General features: G+C 71.2%; 17 protein-coding genes and 1 tRNA gene. 9 read left to right on the top strand and 9 right to left on the bottom strand.

The window, feature by feature from the left end; genetic code table 11:
- Positions 1-18: 18 nt before the first annotated feature.
- Positions 19-873 (top strand): PAC2 family protein, encoded by an 855-nt coding sequence (locus ABD831_RS14125; RefSeq protein ID WP_344948241.1) that lies wholly within the window; start codon positions 19-21, stop codon positions 871-873.
- A 2-nt stretch (positions 874-875) separates the two neighbouring features.
- Here the strand turns inward: ABD831_RS14125 and mshC are convergent, their stop codons facing one another.
- From mshC to ABD831_RS14105, 4 genes are all read right to left on the bottom strand, one after another.
- Positions 876-2132, bottom strand: coding sequence for a cysteine--1-D-myo-inosityl 2-amino-2-deoxy-alpha-D-glucopyranoside ligase (gene mshC, locus ABD831_RS14120; protein WP_344947657.1), 1257 nt, complete (start codon positions 2130-2132; stop codon positions 876-878).
- Positions 2133-2232: 100 nt separating this feature from the next.
- Positions 2233-3042: an SCO1664 family protein gene (locus tag ABD831_RS14115; protein WP_344947654.1), complete on the bottom strand. Its 810-nt coding sequence runs from the start codon at positions 3040-3042 to the stop codon at positions 2233-2235.
- On the bottom strand, positions 3026-3571 hold the full coding sequence (locus ABD831_RS14110) for a DUF3090 domain-containing protein (RefSeq protein ID WP_344947652.1): 546 nt from the start codon (positions 3569-3571) through the stop codon (positions 3026-3028). The genes ABD831_RS14115 and ABD831_RS14110 overlap by 17 nt, the downstream gene beginning before the upstream one ends.
- 10 nt (positions 3572-3581) lie before the next feature.
- Positions 3582-4313 carry an MSMEG_4193 family putative phosphomutase gene (locus ABD831_RS14105; RefSeq protein WP_344947649.1) on the bottom strand — a complete coding sequence of 244 codons (732 nt, stop codon included), beginning with the start codon at positions 4311-4313 and terminating at the stop codon, positions 3582-3584.
- A gap of 89 nt (positions 4314-4402) precedes the next feature.
- On the opposite strand from ABD831_RS14105, the gene corA reads away from it, so the two are divergent.
- Positions 4403-5404 (top strand): magnesium/cobalt transporter CorA, encoded by a 1002-nt coding sequence (gene corA / locus ABD831_RS14100; RefSeq protein WP_344947646.1) that lies wholly within the window; start codon positions 4403-4405, stop codon positions 5402-5404.
- A 72-nt stretch (positions 5405-5476) separates the two neighbouring features.
- Here corA and ABD831_RS14095 read toward each other — a convergent pair whose 3' ends face one another.
- Positions 5477-6337: an undecaprenyl-diphosphate phosphatase gene (locus ABD831_RS14095; RefSeq protein WP_344947643.1), complete on the bottom strand. Its 861-nt coding sequence runs from the start codon at positions 6335-6337 to the stop codon at positions 5477-5479.
- 141 nt (positions 6338-6478) lie between these two features.
- Positions 6479-7579 carry an LLM class F420-dependent oxidoreductase gene (locus ABD831_RS14090; RefSeq protein WP_344947640.1) on the bottom strand — a complete coding sequence of 367 codons (1101 nt, stop codon included), beginning with the start codon at positions 7577-7579 and terminating at the stop codon, positions 6479-6481.
- Positions 7580-7654: 75 nt separating this feature from the next.
- Between ABD831_RS14090 and ABD831_RS14085 the strand changes: the two genes are divergently transcribed.
- On the top strand, positions 7655-8590 hold the full coding sequence (locus tag ABD831_RS14085) for an aldo/keto reductase (RefSeq protein ID WP_344947637.1): 936 nt from the start codon (positions 7655-7657) through the stop codon (positions 8588-8590).
- On the opposite strand, the gene ABD831_RS14080 is transcribed toward ABD831_RS14085, so the two are convergent.
- Both ABD831_RS14080 and ABD831_RS14075 read right to left on the bottom strand, forming a co-directional pair.
- Positions 8587-9063, bottom strand: coding sequence for a hypothetical protein (locus tag ABD831_RS14080; protein WP_344947635.1), 477 nt, complete (start codon positions 9061-9063; stop codon positions 8587-8589). The genes ABD831_RS14085 and ABD831_RS14080 overlap by 4 nt on opposite strands.
- 161 nt (positions 9064-9224) lie before the next feature.
- Positions 9225-10016 (bottom strand): SCO4651 family lipoprotein, encoded by a 792-nt coding sequence (locus ABD831_RS14075; RefSeq protein ID WP_344947632.1) that lies wholly within the window; start codon positions 10014-10016, stop codon positions 9225-9227.
- Positions 10017-10206: 190 nt separating this feature from the next.
- Here ABD831_RS14075 and ABD831_RS14070 point away from each other — a divergent pair, with 190 nt between their 5' ends.
- Positions 10207-10392 carry a DUF5703 family protein gene (locus ABD831_RS14070; protein ID WP_030146024.1) on the top strand — a complete coding sequence of 62 codons (186 nt, stop codon included), beginning with the start codon at positions 10207-10209 and terminating at the stop codon, positions 10390-10392.
- A gap of 51 nt (positions 10393-10443) precedes the next feature.
- Here the strand turns inward: ABD831_RS14070 and ABD831_RS14065 are convergent, their stop codons facing one another.
- Positions 10444-11802 carry a M20/M25/M40 family metallo-hydrolase gene (locus ABD831_RS14065; RefSeq protein WP_344947627.1) on the bottom strand — a complete coding sequence of 453 codons (1359 nt, stop codon included), beginning with the start codon at positions 11800-11802 and terminating at the stop codon, positions 10444-10446.
- Between the two features lie 121 nt (positions 11803-11923).
- Between ABD831_RS14065 and ABD831_RS14060 the strand changes: the two genes are divergently transcribed.
- The 5 genes from ABD831_RS14060 to ABD831_RS14040 all read left to right on the top strand — a co-directional run bounded on the left by ABD831_RS14060 (position 11924) and on the right by ABD831_RS14040 (position 15549).
- Positions 11924-12010, top strand: a tRNA-Leu gene (locus tag ABD831_RS14060).
- A gap of 86 nt (positions 12011-12096) precedes the next feature.
- On the top strand, positions 12097-12627 hold the full coding sequence (locus tag ABD831_RS14055) for a MarR family winged helix-turn-helix transcriptional regulator (protein WP_344947624.1): 531 nt from the start codon (positions 12097-12099) through the stop codon (positions 12625-12627).
- Positions 12624-13451 carry an ABC transporter ATP-binding protein gene (locus tag ABD831_RS14050; protein WP_344947621.1) on the top strand — a complete coding sequence of 276 codons (828 nt, stop codon included), beginning with the start codon at positions 12624-12626 and terminating at the stop codon, positions 13449-13451. Before ABD831_RS14055 ends, ABD831_RS14050 begins: the two co-directional genes overlap by 4 nt.
- Positions 13411-14232, top strand: coding sequence for an ABC transporter permease (locus tag ABD831_RS14045; protein WP_344947618.1), 822 nt, complete (start codon positions 13411-13413; stop codon positions 14230-14232). Before ABD831_RS14050 ends, ABD831_RS14045 begins: the two co-directional genes overlap by 41 nt.
- 48 nt (positions 14233-14280) lie before the next feature.
- Positions 14281-15549, top strand: coding sequence for an MFS transporter (locus tag ABD831_RS14040; protein WP_344947615.1), 1269 nt, complete (start codon positions 14281-14283; stop codon positions 15547-15549).
- The last annotated feature ends 4 nt before the right edge of the window (positions 15550-15553 follow it).

The following is a 15553-nucleotide window of genomic DNA, read 5'->3' as shown; positions in this document are numbered from 1 at the left end:
CACGGTGAAGGAGACATGGTGCTGGAGTTCGAGGACGTGCCGGAGCTGACCGACCCGGTGCTCATCGCGGCCTTCGAGGGCTGGAACGACGCGGGCGAGGCCGCCACCAGCGCGGTGCGTCACCTGGCCGAGGTCTGGGACGCCGAGGTCGTCGCGGCCCTGGACCCCGAGGAGTACTACGACTTCCAGGTGAACCGTCCGCGTGTCTCGCTCGAGGACGGACGACGCACCCTGACCTGGCCCACGACTCGCATCCTCGTCGCCACGGAGACCGGCCTCGACCGCGACGTCGTGCTCGTGCAGGGCATCGAGCCGTCGATGCGGTGGCGTGCCTTCTCGATCGAGCTGCTCGAGCTCGCCGAGCGCTTCGGCGTCACGACGATCGTCACGGTCGGGGCGCTCCTCGCGGACGTGCCGCACACCCGCCCGATCCCGGTCACCGCGACCGCCGAGGACGAGGCGGCGATCCACCGCTTCGACGTCGAGGCGTCACGCTACGAAGGACCGACGGGCATCGTCGGCGTGCTGAGCCACGCCGCCTCCGACTCCGGCATCCCGACGGTCTCGGCGTGGGCCGCCGTGCCGCACTACGCCGGCGCGGCGCCGTCCCCGAAGGCGACGCTGAGCCTGCTGCGCCGCATCGAGTCGCTGCTCGGCATCACCGTCCCGCACGGCGAGCTCGAGGAGAACGCTCGGGCCTGGGAGCGGGGCGTGGACGAGCTGGCTCAGTCCGACGAGGAGGTCGCCGAGTACGTCCAGTCCCTCGAGGAGGCGCAGGACACTGCCGAGCTCCCCGAGGCCAGTGGTGACGCCATCGCGCGCGAGTTCGAGCGCTACCTCCGCGGGCGCGACGACGACCAGACCGGCCGCTGACGTCAGAGGCGGACGCCGAGCAGCGCGTCGAGGGCACGGCCCAGCACGCCCGGCGCGCCCGGGTCGTCCCCGCCGCGGGTCAGCGACTGGCTCGCCCAGCGGTCGACCGCCTCGAGGGCCCGGGGGCTGTCGAGGTCGTCGACGAGGGCGGCCCGCATGTCGTCGACGGTCTGGTCGGCGACCGGTCCGCCGTTGCCCGACAAGGCCTCTCGCCACGTCGCGAGGCGCTGCTGGGCCTCGACGAGCTGGTCGTGGGTCCACATCCAGTCGTGTGCGTGGTGACGGGCGAGCAGCGCCAGCCGGATCGCCATGGGGTCGACGCCGTCACGGCGAAGCTGGGAGACGAGGACGAGGTTGCCCTTGCTCTTGCTCATCTTCTCGCCGTCCAGGCCCACCATGCCCTGGTGGACGAACGAGCCGGCGAACGAGGGTGACCCACTGAGCGCGCGACCATGGGCCGAGCTCATCTCGTGGTGGGGGAAGACGAGGTCGGTGCCGCCGCCCTGGACGTCGACGGGGATGCCGAGGTGGTCGAGGGCGATGCAGGCGCACTCGATGTGCCAGCCAGGGCGGCCCCACCCGAGGTCGCCGCCGTCCCACTCGGGCTCACCCTCGCGGTGCGCCCGCCACAGGAGCGCGTCGAGCCGGTTGCGCTTGCCCTCGCGGTCAGGGTCTCCCCCGCGCTCGGCGAAGACCTCCATCATGCCGGCCTCGTCGAGATGGCTGACCGAGCCGAAGCGGGAGTCGCGCGAGACGTCGAAGTAGAAGTCCTGCCCACCCTGGCGCGACGCGTCCGGCGCGGGCACGGCATACGCCCAGCCGTCGGCGACGAGCTTCTCGATGGGGCCGACGAAGGTCGGGATGCTCTCGACGGCACCGAGGTACTCGTCCGGGGGGATGACGGCGAGCGCGGTCATGTCCTCGCGGAAGAGCGCGATCTCACGCGTCGCCAGGTCACGCCAGTCGAGGCCGTCCCGCTCGGCCCGCTCGAGCAGGGGGTCGTCGATGTCGGTGATGTTCTGGACGTAGCGCACCTGGTGGCCGCTGTCGCGCAGGACCCTGCCGAGCAGGTCGAACGTCACGTAGGTCGCCGCGTGGCCCATGTGCGTCGCGTCGTAGGGCGTGATGCCGCAGACGTAGAGCGTCACGACCTCGCCCCGGGCGGCGGGGACCAGCTCGCCGGATGCCGTGTCGCGGACTCGCACCTCGGGTGCGCGGCCGGGGACCTTGGGGATGAACGGCATCGGCCAGCTTCTCACGCGCAGACTCTATCCCGGCGGCGGCGAGGCACCGGGACCGGCCGGACCGGGCGGAGCATCCGGGCAGGACAGCAGGACCGGACGGTCACGGCGGCGCGCGTCAGAGCGGCGGCCATGGGACCGACGGCCAGTCGGGGCTGGGGAAGGGGTGCACGCCACGGTCGAGCAGGGCCGCCACCCGCATCGCCAGCGCCTCGACGTCGTCCTCGGGGAGCAGCGCGAGGAGGCGGTCGAGGGTCTCGTCGTCCTCGAGCGCGCGGCGCAGCCGGGTGAGCCGCTCGACGTCGGCGTCGGCGAGCGGCTCCCCCGCCCAGCCCCAGAGCACGGTGCGCAGCTTGGGAGTCGGTGAGAACGTCACCCCGTGGTCGATGGCCCAGAGGCGGCCCTCGGTGTCCCGCAGGCAGTGCGATCCCTTGCGGTCGGAGTTGTTGAGGGCGGCGTCGAGCACCGCGAGCGAGCGCACGTCGTCCGCGCCCGAGTGCACGACCGTGACGGCTGACCCACCGGGCGTCTCTCCGTCGAGGACGGCGCGCCAGCCGGAGGGGATGCGTCCCTCCGGCACGAGATCGACGACGACGTCGTCGGCCACGGGCGCGAAGGGGTCGCCGATCCACAGCTGCACCGAGCCCGGGCCCAGGGGGCCGTCGCGCATCACCGTCGCCGGGACGACGTCCCAGCCGCCGAGCTCCGAGACGACCGCCGCGGCCACCTCGCGCCCGGCGAGGGTCCCGTGCGGGAAGTCCCAGAGGGGTCGCTCGCCGCGGATCGGCTTGTAGATGACGTGACCACCCGGCAGCGTCGAGATGCGCGCCACGACGGCGAGGTTCGAGGAGTCCGCGACACGGCCCAGGACCTCGATCTCGCCCGTCAGGTCGACCGGCGACGGAGTCCCGTCAGCGCTTGTAACCATTGGCCCGCGGGCAGATGTGGCCCGTGGGGTCGAGGGGGTTGCCGCAGAAGGGGCACGGAGGACGACCGGCGGCCACCAGCGCGTTGCTGCGCCGCGCGAAGGCGCGTGCCTCGGCCGGCGTCAGGGTCACCCTCAGCGAGTTGCGGCCGAGCGGGCCCACCTCGTCGTCGGCATCCTCGTCGACCTCATCCGGGTCGTGGTCATGGCACTCGACGACGAGCTTCTGGGAGTCCTCGTCCCAGGCGAGGGACAGCGTCTGCACGTGCCAGTCCTCGTCGAAGGGCGTCACGAGGGGGTCGGTGTCCTCGGGCGCCCCGCCGGGCTCGCCGGGCTCGACCGCCGCGGCGGGAGCGAGCTGGTCGAGCACGTCGTTGATGCGATCGGCGAGGATCGAGACCTGCTGCTTCTCGACCCCGACGGTCACGACCATGGGCCCGGTGCTCGCCTGGAGGTAGAAGGCCCGCTGGCCGGCGGGGCCGACCGTTCCGGCCACGAACCGGTCGGCGGGATCGAAGTCCTGGACCGTCATGCATTCGACCCTATCCGACGGCGCCCGGCGTCCCGGCACCCCCGCCCACGACGGCGTCACCGTCGTCCGCCGCCGGTTTCTCCGGCGGCCTCAGGTTCGTCAGGTCCCCACCGATGTCGTTGAGCCGCAGCACGAACGGCTTGCGGCTGGTGTAGCGCACGACGCTGACCGAGGCCGGGTCGACGTTGATCCGCTGGAAGTCGTCGAGGTGCGCGCCGGTGGCGTGCGACAGGATCGACTTGATGACGTCACCGTGCGACACGGCGACCCAGACCGCGTCCTTGCCGTGCGTCTCGAGGATGCGGGCATCGATCTCTCGGACGGCGCGCAGCGCCCGGTCCTGCATCTCGGACATGGACTCGGCGGGGTATGCCGCGGAGTCGGGGAAGCGCGCCTCGCTGGGTCGGTCCTGCACCACCTTCCAGAGCTCCTCCCTGGCGAGCTCGGCGATGGGCCGGCCGGTCCAGGCGCCGTAGCGGCACTCCCCCAGGCCCACGTGGACGCTACGGGCCACGTGGGCCGGGAGCGGGGCAGCCAGCAGGTCCGCGGTCTGCACGCAGCGGTCCAGCGGCGAGCTGACGACCTCGACCACGGGCAGGACGGCCGCGGCGAGCCGTTGCCCGACGGCAGCGGCCTGCGCCTCGCCGGTCTCGTCGAGGAAGACCCCGGGCATCCACCCGGCAAGGGTGCCGGCGGTGTTGGAGGTGGAGCGTCCGTGGCGCACGAAGAGAACGGTGGGCACGGTCGTCACCCTAGCCCGCGTGCGCCACGCCACCAGCGGCGGACGCCGCGTGCGCGACGCCGACAGGCGGACGTGGTGAAGTAGTGCGCGTGATCGTGGACAAGGCCATCTACCGCAACGGCCGGCGGCAGGGCTGCGGGGACCTCAGCGACGAGCTCGACGTCCTGCGCCTGACCCAGGACGGCTTTCTCTGGATCGGGCTCAAGGACCCGACCGACGAGGAGTTCGAGCTCGTCAACGAGGAGCTCCACCTCCATCCGCTCGCCGTCGAGGATGCCGTCAACGGTCACCAGCGGGCGAAGATCGAGAAGTACGAGTCGTCGGTGTTCGTCGTGCTCAAGACCCTGCGCTACATCGAGGCGACGAGCGACATCGAGACCGGCGAGGTCATGCTCTTCATCGGTGACCGCTTCGTCGTCACCGTGCGGCACGGCGAGGGCAACCCCCTCGCCGGGGTGCGACAGCGCCTCGAGACCGAGCCCGAACGCCTCGAGCACGGGTCGATGACGGTGCTGCACGCCGTGATGGACTCCGTCGTCGACAACTACCTCGTCGTCGACCGCGAGGTGCGCAAGGACCTCGAGCAGATCGAGGAGCAGGTCTTCGCCTCGGACATCGGCGGCGACGCCAACACGATCTACCGCCTCAAGCGCGAGGTCCTCGAGTTCCGCCGCGCCAGCCAACCGCTCGCCGACACCCTGACCCAGTTCATGGAGCGGGCCCGCGGGAGGGGCCTGACCGAGGAGATGCTGCCGTTCTTCCGTGACGTCGCCGACCACCTGCGACTCGTCAACGACCACGTCGAGTCCTACGACCGGCTGCTGACCGACGTCCTGTCGGCCCACCTCGCGAGCGTCTCGGTGAAGCAGAACGAGGACATGCGCCGGATCTCCGCTTGGGTCGCCATCGCGGCGGTGCCCACGATGATCGCCGGCATCTACGGCATGAACTTCGAGCGCATGCCCGAGCTGTCGGCGAGCATCCACCTCGGCAACGGCGAGTTCCAGTACGGCTACTTCCTCGTGCTAGGAGTGATGGCGGGGGCCTGCATCGGCCTCTACCGCGCGTTCAAGCGCTCCGGCTGGCTGTAGCGACACGGACCCGGGAACGGCCGGCCCCCACGAGCGTGGGAGCCGGCCGTTCGGCGCGTCGTCGGGGCGGGGTCAGGTGGCGCTGATGACTCCGGCCGCGAGGACTCCGACCACGACGAGGCCCAGCACGATGCGGTACCAGACGAACGGCAGCAGGGTGTTGCTCGCGACGAACCGCAGCAGCCAGGCGATCGTGGCGTAGGCCACGACGAAGGCGACGACGAGACCCACGAGAACGGGTCCCACCCCGAGGGCCGACAGACCGTCCTTCTCCTCGACCGCCTGGAACAGGCCCGCGGCGGTCAGGGCCGGGATGGCGAGGAAGAAGCTGAGGCGCGTGGCCGTGACGCGGTCGATGCCGCGGGCGATGCCGGCGGAGATCGTCGCGCCCGAGCGGGAGACGCCGGGGATGAGCGAGAAGCACTGGACGAGGCCGATGACGAGACCGTCGACGGGGCGGATCGAGTGCTCGCCGCGCAGCACGCCTCGGGCGTCGTAGCGCGCGTAGATCCGCTCGGCCACGACCATGACGATGCTCCAGAGCAGCAGGGCGATCGCCACGACCCACAGGCTGCGCAGGGGGCCGGAGATGAGGTCCCGGGCGAGGAAACCGACGACGCCGACCGGGATCGAGCCGATGACCACGGCCCAGGCGAGGCCGTAGTCGGGGTCCTTGCGGGCCTCGGCGGAGCCCAGGCCCCGGAACCACGCCACGGCGAACCGCACGATGTCACGGAAGAAGTAGAGCAGGGTCGCGGCGATGGCACCGAGCTGGATCACGGCGGTGTAGGCCGTGACCGCGGGGTCGTTCACCTCGAGGCCGAGCAGCTTCTCGGTGATGGTCAGGTGGCCGGTCGAGGAGACCGGGAGGTACTCGGTGAGGCCTTCGACGACACCGAGGATGACGGCGTCGAGGTAGCTGAGGTCAGCCATGGGTCAGGGTGGGCCTTCTGCGCAGAGGGACGGGACGGGCCGCTGACCCTCTCCGGGTCATCGGCCGCTGGGCACAATGTCGCACCCTATCCACAACGTCCACTGGGAGCGGCCGCGGCCGAGTGGCGCGAAGGCGAAGTCCTAGGAAACGACGGGGGCTGCGGGGCCGGTCCCGTCGGACGGGGCCTCGAGTCCCGCGATCCCCGCCACGACGTGCAGGGTCGCGAGGGCCTGGTCGCGTGACATGCCGCCGCCGACGGCGACGGCGAGGGTCGTCACCCCCGCCTCCTCGTAGCGGCCCAGGCGTCGCGCGACCCGCTCCGGCGACCCAAGAAGGGAGGTCTCGTCGATGAACTCGAGCGGCACGGCAGCGGCTGCCTCACGGTGGCGGCCGGCGAGGTACAGGTCCTGGATGCGGGCGGCGTCGTCCTCGAACCCCATCCGGCAGGCCAGCTGGTTGTAGAAGTTCTGCTCCCGCGAGCCCATCCCGCCGATGTAGAGCGCGCAGTAGTCGCGCACGTGGTCGGCCGCAGCCTCGACGTCCTCGACGAGCACGACGGGTGTCGTCGCCACGACGTCGAACCCCGTCATCGGAGCGTCGACGGGGCCCCGTCCGCCGCGACGCCGGCCGGTCTCGAGCGTCGTGAGGAGGTCTCGAGCGTGCTCCGGGCTGAAGAAGATGGCGAGCCACCCGTCGGCGATCTCACCGGTCAGCTCGAGGTTCCTGGGTCCGACCGCCGCCAGGTAGACGGGAAGGTCGGGGCGCACCGGCCGGGCGGAGAGCTTGAGCGGCTTGCCCGGGCCGCCCGGCAACGGCAACGGGTAGTGCGGCCCGGCGTGGGTGACGGTGTCCCGTCTGAGCGCGGCCCGCACGATCTCGACGTAGTCGCGGGTGCGCCCCAACGGGCTGCGGAACGGCACGCCGTGCCAGCCCTCGCTCACCTGCGGACCCGACACGCCCAGGCCGAGTCGGAACCGCCCGCCCGACATGGTGTCGATGGTCGCCGCCGTCATCGCCGTCATCGCCGGGGTGCGGCCAGGGATCTGCATGACGGCGGACCCGAGGCCGACGTGCTCGGTCAGCGCCCCGATCCAGGCGAGCATCGACGGGCTGTCCGAGCCGTACGCCTCGGCCACCCACACGCTGTCGTAGCCGAGACGGTCTGCCGCCTGGGCGACCGCCACCTGGTCCGGGCCCGTCGTGCCACGTCCCCAGTAGCCGAGATTCACACCGATCCTCATGCTGGGCAGGCTATCGGCGTCGCGCTCGCCGTGGCGGTCGCCCGGAGTGCGGTGTCGCCGACTACCGTTCGTCGCATGCGTAGGCGTCTCGGCTCGTCCGGTCTCTCGGTCACCCCTCTGGCACTCGGGACCATGCTCTGGGGCAACGCCGTCGACCGCCACGAGGCCGGTGACCACCTGCGCGCGTTCGTCGAGGCGGGGGGCAACCTCGTCGACACGGCATACGGCTACGGCGGCGGTGACGCCGAGACCATCCTCGGCACCCTGCTGACGGGGACGGTCCCACGCGACGACCTCGTCATCTGCACGAAGGCCGGCATCTCACGAACCGGAGGACAGCGCCACGTCGACGTGTCCCGCCGTGGGCTCATGTCGCAGCTCGAGACGTCGCTGCGTCGCCTCGGCACCGACCACGTCGACCTGTGGCTCGTGCACACGTGGTCCGACGACGTCCCCCTGTCCGAGACGCTGTCGGCGCTCGAGTGGGCCGCCGCCTCGGGTCGCGCCCGCTACGTCGGCGTGTCCAACTACTCGGGCTGGCAGTCCGCCCGCGCCTTCAGTCTGCTCGAGTCGGCACGAATCCCCATGGTGGCCAACGAGATCGAGTACTCCTTGGTATGCCGTGCGCCCGAGCACGAGGTCACGCCGGCCGCGACGTCGCTCGGTTTCGGCCTGATGCCGTGGTCACCTTTGGGGCGCGGGGTGCTCACGGGCAAGTACCGCAACGGCATACCGTCCGGTTCCCGGGCCGCCTCAGCCGACTTCCCGGGATTCGCCGAACGCTTCCTCGACCAGCAGACCACTCGCGTCGCGGACGCGGTCGCGATGGCCGCGCGGGGCCTGGCCGCCAAACCGGGCGAGGTGGCCCTGGCCTGGGTGCGGGACCGTCCCGGTGTCGCCGCGCCCATCGTCGGCGCCCGGACCTCGGCCCAGCTGCGTTCCGCGCTGGCGAGCCTCGAGCTGTCGCTGCCGTCGGAGATCGTCGCGGCCCTGGACGACGTCTCGGCCTAGCGGCCGGTGGCCCTCGTGCTGCCCGTGGCTCCGGTGGCCCTGGCCGAGTCGGCCGGGTCGGCTGGGTCGGCGGATCCCGTCGGTCCGGTCACGCCGCCGTCGAGGTCGTCGTCCTCGTCCTCGTAGTCGTCGTCATCGTCCTCGTCGTCATCCTCGTCGTCGTCGTCCTCGTCGTCCTCGTCGTCGTCGTCATCCTCGTCGTACTCGTCCGAGTCGAGCCCGGCGTAGACGTGGTTCTCGGTGCCGTCCTCGTCCTCGTGACCGTCGAAGTCGTCGCCGTAGATCGCCAGCGGCGTGGCGACCTCGGTCGCCTCGTACAGCGCTTCGTCGTAGTCGTCGAACGCCTCCGCGAGGTCCTGGGCCGCGGCCATGACCATGGGGTGGTCGGGGTCTCGGCTCGCCTTCGCGGCCTCGAGGTGGCGTTCGAGGGCGGCGATCAGCTGCTCGAGGGCGGCGCGGGGGTCGACGGTCATGCTTCGACCGTAGTCGACCGGGGAGAGCGGGAACATCCATTCGGGCCCGGGAAAGGGCTGGAGAAACGGCGATCCCGCAGCGAGACGTGCTCGCTGCGGGATCGTTCATGCGCGGTTCGCGGGCCGTTCACCCGTCGCCGACGCGGTGTGTCAGATGCTCGTCACATCGGCGCCTTGACGGTGTCGGCAGCGGCCGGAGCCGTGATGTCGACGGGCTCGCCGTACTTGCTCATCGTCATCTCGGCCTTGACGCCCGAGAGGTCGAAGGTGACCTTGCGCAGCTGGTTCTTCTCGTCGAGCCACGCCGTGTAGGCGATGGTGCTCGGCATCTGCGTCTTCGCGTCGGCCGGCAGCTGGGCCTGCATGGCCTTGGTGTCCAGCGTCAGGTCGTACTTCCACGTCTTGTCGCCGTCGACGGTGTCCTCACCGACGTACTTCACGTCCTGCACCGCTGCGCCGAACTGGTCGTACATCTTCGTCGGGTCGGCCTGGTCGAGCGACTGCGCGAGCTGCTTGCCCATGGTCGAGTTGCTGTCGATGACGGCCCACTTGCCGGCCGCGAGCCCCGGGAAGCCCTTCATGTAGACCTTCTTGTCGACGAGGATCATGTCGAGCTTCATCGACGAGCCCATGTCCATCGACATCTTCATGGCCGGGTTGTTCGCGTCGACCTTGGTGTCACCGGAGATGGCGATCTTCTGGCCGGCGGCGTCCATCGCCATGGTCACGTGGGCGGTGGTGGCGTTCTTGCCTGCTGCCTTCATCGCGGCGACGAAGGCGGCCTTGTCCTTGTACGGCTGGCCGGCGGCGGGCGCGTCACTCGTCGCTGCCGAGCTGGCCTGCGTCTGCCCCGTCGCGGGGGCCGGGCTCTCGCTCTTGCCGCAGGCGGCGACACCGAGAACCGCCGGAAGGACGACGGCTGCTGCCGCAAGACGGCGGGTGTTCCATTTCATGTGTGTTGACCTCCTGGGCCCTTGACGCCGGGCGGTGCCGGGCGGTTCCCCTGTTTCGCCGTGGCACACGGGCTCGCGCTCGGTCCCGGGCCTGCGATCGGATGACCCAGCGACGGTACCGCGAGCACCTGTCCGCCACGCCACGCATACGGTCTCGGTGGGATCACGGTTGGTGTCAGAATGGTGGACGATGACGGATTACGAGTACCGGGTCCTCACGTTCGACCGCCACACGTCGAAGGCCCAGGCGCGGCAGGCGGTGCGTGAGCACGCGGAGTACGGCCGTTGGGAGCTCTCGCGCACGGTGATCTACGAAGGCGGCGTGCGCCGGATGTGGCTGCGGCGCAAGATCATGCGCGTGCAGCGCACGGCGTGAGCTGACGACCTGCCTGACGACGTGACCTGGGCCGACCGTGCCGAGCGGACCTCAGCAGGTCCGTAGGAAGTCCCCGAGCACGCGCGCCCCGAAGCGCAGCGAGTCGACGGGCACGCGCTCGTCGATGCCGTGGAACATCGGGGCGAAGTCGAGGTCGGACGGCAGCTGCAGGGGCGCGAAGCCGTAGCCGCTGATGCCGAGCCGGCCGTGCGCCTTGTTGTCGGTGCCGCCGGAGAGGCAGTAGGGCAGTACCGCCGCCTCCGGGTCCTCACGCAGCAGCGCCTGCTTCATCGACTCGACGAGGTCGCCCGAGAAGGGCGCCTCGATCGCGACGTCGCGGTGCACCACCTCGACCTCGACGTGCTCGCCGGCGAGCTCGCGGATCGTTGCCATGAGGGTGTCCTCGTGCCCGGGCAGGAAGCGGCAGTCGACCGCGGCCGTGGCGGTCTGCGGGATGACGTTGTGCTTGTAGCCGGACTCGAGCATGGTGACGTTGGCCGTGTCACGCAGGGTGCCGCGCACGAAGCCCTGGGCGCCACCCAGGGTCGCGAGCAGTGGCTCGAGCTCGTCGTCCGCCGACGACAGCCCGGTCATGGTGCTCAGCGTGTCCAGCAGCTCGCGCACCGAGGCGATGTACTCGCGCGGCCACTCGTGGGCCGCGATCCGGCCGATGGCCGCGGCGAGCCGGACGATGGCGTTCTCGTCGTTGGGCACCGACCCGTGGCCGGCGCGGCCGTGCGCGCGCAGCCGCAGCCAGGCGATGCCCTTCTCGGCGGTCTGGAGCAGGTAGGCGCGCTGCGGGCCCTGCGGCGTCGGCACCGTGACGCTGTAGCCGCCCACCTCACTGATCGCCTCGGACACGCCCTCGAACCAGTGCGGGTGGTGGTCGACGAGCCAGTGGCTGCCGTGGGTGCCGCCGGCCTCCTCGTCGGCGAAGAAGACGAAGGTCGTGTCCCGCGCCGGCTTCGTGCCGGTGCGGGCGAAGTGCCGGATGTTCGCGAGGATCATCGCGTCCATGTCCTTCATGTCCACCGCTCCGCGCCCCCAGATGCAGCCGTCCCGTTCCTCGGCGGCGAAGGGGTCGACCTGCCAGTCCGCGGCGTTGGCCGGGACGACGTCGAGATGGCCGTGCACGGCGAGGCCGGGACGGGACGGGTCCTCGCCCTCGAGCCGCACGACGACGGTCGCTCGGCCCGGCTCGCTCTCGAGCAGCGTGCCCTCGAGGCCCACCTCGGCCAGCTCGCCCATGACGTACTCGGCGGCCTTGCGCTCCCCCGGCCCCGACCCGTCGCCGTAGTTGGACGAGTCGATCCGGATGAGCTCGGCGCAGAGGCGCGCGACCTCGTCCTCAGGCGTCATGGTCGGTGCCAGGGCAGCTGTCACGGGTCGTTCGGCGTCGTCGTGGCTCATGGCGATCAGGGTATGCCGCGGCATCCCGGCACCCGCAGCCGCCCGTTTGGCCTTTTGGTCGGGCCCCGTGTAACGTTTCGCCTCGCCGCAAGGGAATCCCACGAGCCCCTTGCATCACCTTGTCGGGGTGGCGGAATGGCAGACGCGCTAGCTTGAGGTGCTAGTGCCCTTAACGGGCGTGGGGGTTCAAGTCCCCCCCTCGACACCATGAGACCCCCGGGTTCCTGCTGGACAGGAGCCCGGGGGTCTTCTCGTTCTCTGGCCACCCCTCTGCGACAGACGTAACCTTCGATCGTGAGCGACGAGAACGTGGCTGGGCTGGCGGACGACCTCTATGACGTCATCGGGCTGCTGCGGCGTCGGTCCCGGCGGCTCGTGGGCGCGCCCCTGCCGGAGCTGGCGCTGTCAGGCGCGCAGCTCGAGCTGCTTCGCGTCGTGCGACGCAACCCGGGCATCACGGTGGCCGAGTCCGCCCGAGTGCTCGGTCTCGCGGCCAACACCGTCTCGACCCTCGTGGGGCAGCTGCTCACGCTCGGCGTGCTCGTGCGTGAGCGCGACGAGAGCGACCGCCGGGTCGCCCGGCTCGACCTGACCCCGCCGGCCCGGGCCGGTCTGGAGCAGTGGCGCGACCGGCGGGCCCAGACGACGGCCACGGCTCTCGCGGGGCTGTCGGCCGACGAGCGCGCCCGCCTGGCAGAGGCCCTCACCACGATCGCCCGGATCGCAGCCGACCTTCCCGAGTCGTCCCACACGTCCGAGTCCGCGTCCGTCACGACCAGCGCCACCGGACCCGACGACCGTCCACCGGGCGGCGACCGTCCGTGACGGCGGCCATCGACATCCGGGGGCTGACCTACAGCTTCGGCGCGCACCGGGCGGTGGACGACCTGACGCTGGCCGTCGAGCCGGGTGAGTGCTTCGGTCTGCTCGGGCCCAACGGCGCCGGCAAGACCACGACCATCCGGTTGCTCAACACCCTGCTGCCGTTGCAGTCCGGAGAGGTCGAGATCTTCGGACGGTCGGTACGCACCGACGCCATGCTCGTGCGCCGTCTGCTGGGCTACGTGCCGCAGCAGCTGTCCATCGAGGGCGCCCTGACCGGACGCGAGAACGTGGAGTGGTTCGCACGCCTCTTCGACGTGCCACGACGGGAACGGGCCACGAGGGTCGACGAGGTCCTCGAGATGGTCGACCTGCGCGGCGACGAGGCCCGCCTGGCGTCCACCTACTCCGGTGGGATGGTGCGTCGGCTCGAGCTCGCCCAGGCCCTCGTCAACCGCCCGGCGCTGCTCGTCCTCGACGAGCCCACGGTGGGGCTCGACCCCGTGGCCCGGGACAGCGTGTGGCGGCGCGTCGCGCAGATGCAGCGCGACCACGGCATGACGGTGCTGCTCACGACGCACTACATGGAGGAGGCCGACGCCCTCTGCGACCGGGTCGCCCTCATGCACCGTGGCTCCCTCCGCGCTCTCGGGTCACCTGACGACCTCAAGGCGGCGGCGGGAGCGGAGGCGAGCCTCGAGGACGTCTTCCGCCACCACACCGGGGAGGCCCTGGGCGAGCATGGCGAGCACGGCGACCTCGAGGCCGAGAAGGGAGGGCTGCGCGGTGTCCGAGCGACTCGTCGAACCGCCCGCCGTCTGGGCTGACCGGCAAGGTCGGACAGGACCGGGCCTGCTCGCCTCGCGCGTCGGCACGTTCTGCCTCGTCGAGCTGCAGAAGCTCCGGCACGACCGCAGCGAGCTGGTGACGCGCGCCATCCAGCCGATCCTCTGGCTCGTCATCTTCGGCACGACGTTCACCCAGATCCGGGCGATACCCACGGGCGGCATCCCCTACCTCGACTACCTCGCGCCCGGGGTCATCGCGCAGTCGGCCCTGTTCATCGCGATCTTCTACGGCATCCAGATCATCTGGGAGCGTGACGCCGGCGTCCTGACCAAGCTCCTCGTGACGCCCACCCCGAGGTCGGCGCTCGTGGCCGGCAAGGCGTTCGCCGCCGGGGTCCGGTCCGTGGCGCAGGCGGCCATCGTCGTCCTCGTGGCAGCGCTGATGGGGGTGGCCATGACGTGGAACCCGATCCGGCTGCTCGGCGTGGTCGTCGTGGTGATGCTGGGGGCCGCGTTCTTCTCGTGCCTGTCCCTCAGCATCGCCGGCATCGCCCTGAAGCGCGACCGGCTCATGGGCATCGGCCAGGCGATCACGATGCCGCTCTTCTTCGCCTCCAACGCGCTCTACCCGATCGAGATGATGCCGGGCTGGCTCCAGGTCGTCAGCCACGTCAACCCGCTCACCTACGAGGTGTCGGCCCTGCGCGGTCTGCTGCTCGGGACGCCGACGAGCTACTGGGTCGACTTCGGGGTCCTCGTCGGCAGCGCCGTGACGGGGATCGTCTGCGCCGCCGCGCTCATCGGCCGGCTCGCGCGCTGACACCGGCCCTCCACCGCTCGGTCTCGCCGTGACCGTACGCTGTGCGCCGTGACCTTCCTGCGCGCCCTCTTCATGCTGCTCCGCGGGCGCGGCTTCCGTCGGCTCTTCGTCAGCCGCGTCACGTCCTCGTTCAGTGACGGCGTGTTCCAGGTCGCCCTGGCCAGTCACATCCTCTTCAACCCGGAGAAGGCCGCCGACGCGCGCGGCATCGCCATCGCGTTCGCCGTCGTGCTGCTCCCCTACAGTGCACTCGGTCCGTTCGTCGGGGTGCTGCTGGACCGGTGGCCCCGCCGCCGGGTCATCGTCGTGAGCCAGCTCATCCGGGCGGCGGCGATCCTCGGAGTGGGAGCTCTCGTCTCCGGATCCGGGACGGGGCCTGCCTTCTTCGGTCTCGTGCTCCTCGTCTTCTCGGTCAACCGGTTCATCCTCGCCGGCCTCTCCTCCGCCATGCCGCACGTCGTGCCGCGCAAGGACCTCGTCAGTGCGAACTCCGTGGCGCCCACGTGTGGTTCGCTGGCCTACCTGCTCGGAGGTGCGGTCGGCACCGGCCTCCGGGCTGCGGGCGGCAGTGACGTCCTCGACGTGCTGCTGGCAGCGGGTGGGGTCCTGGCCGCGACATGGGCCGCGACGAGGCTTCCCTTCATCGGGCCCGACGACACGAGCGGGGCGCCCTCCGTCGGCCAGATCACCCGGTCAGTCCTGACGGGCCTGGCCGAGGCGGTGCGCACGCTCCCCCGCCGAGCACGTCTGCTCCTCGTCCTCGTCTTCGTGACACGCATCCCCTTCGGCTTCCTCCTGCTGCAGACCCTGCTGCTCTTCCGCGGCCCCTTCGACTCCGGCCACGGTGCGCGCGGTTTCGGCATCGCCGCGGCGGCATCCGCGGTCGGGTTCGCGTCGGCCGCGTTCGTGACGCCGTGGCTGGCTCCCCGACTCACGGCCGTGCCGTATGCCGCCCGCATGCTGGCCCTGGGCGCGCTCGTCTGCGCCGTGCTGGGTCCGTTCCTCACGCCGTGGAGCATCGTGGTCGTGGGCTTCGTCGTCTCGTTCACGTCCCAGTGCGTGAAGATCACCGTCGACTCCCTCCTGCAGGCGCACGTCGACGACCACCTCCTGGGCCGCGCCTTCTCGGCCTACGACGTCGTCTACAACGCGGGGATGGTGGCTGCTGCCGCCCTCGGCGCGATCGTGCTCCCGGAGTCCGGGCTCGCCTGGTGGCCGCTCGTGTGCTTCGCGGTGCTCTACGGCACGACGGCGATGCTGCTCGGGCGGCTCTGGTCGCGCGCCACGGTGCTCGACCACGAGCGGCCACTAGGCTGACCGC

The sequence above is a fragment of the Terrabacter ginsenosidimutans genome, assembly GCF_039539425.1.
GTDB lineage: Bacteria > Actinomycetota > Actinomycetes > Actinomycetales > Dermatophilaceae > Terrabacter > Terrabacter ginsenosidimutans.
The sequence above is the reverse complement of the archived record's forward strand: the minus strand, read 5'-3'. Positions and strand labels throughout refer to the sequence as shown.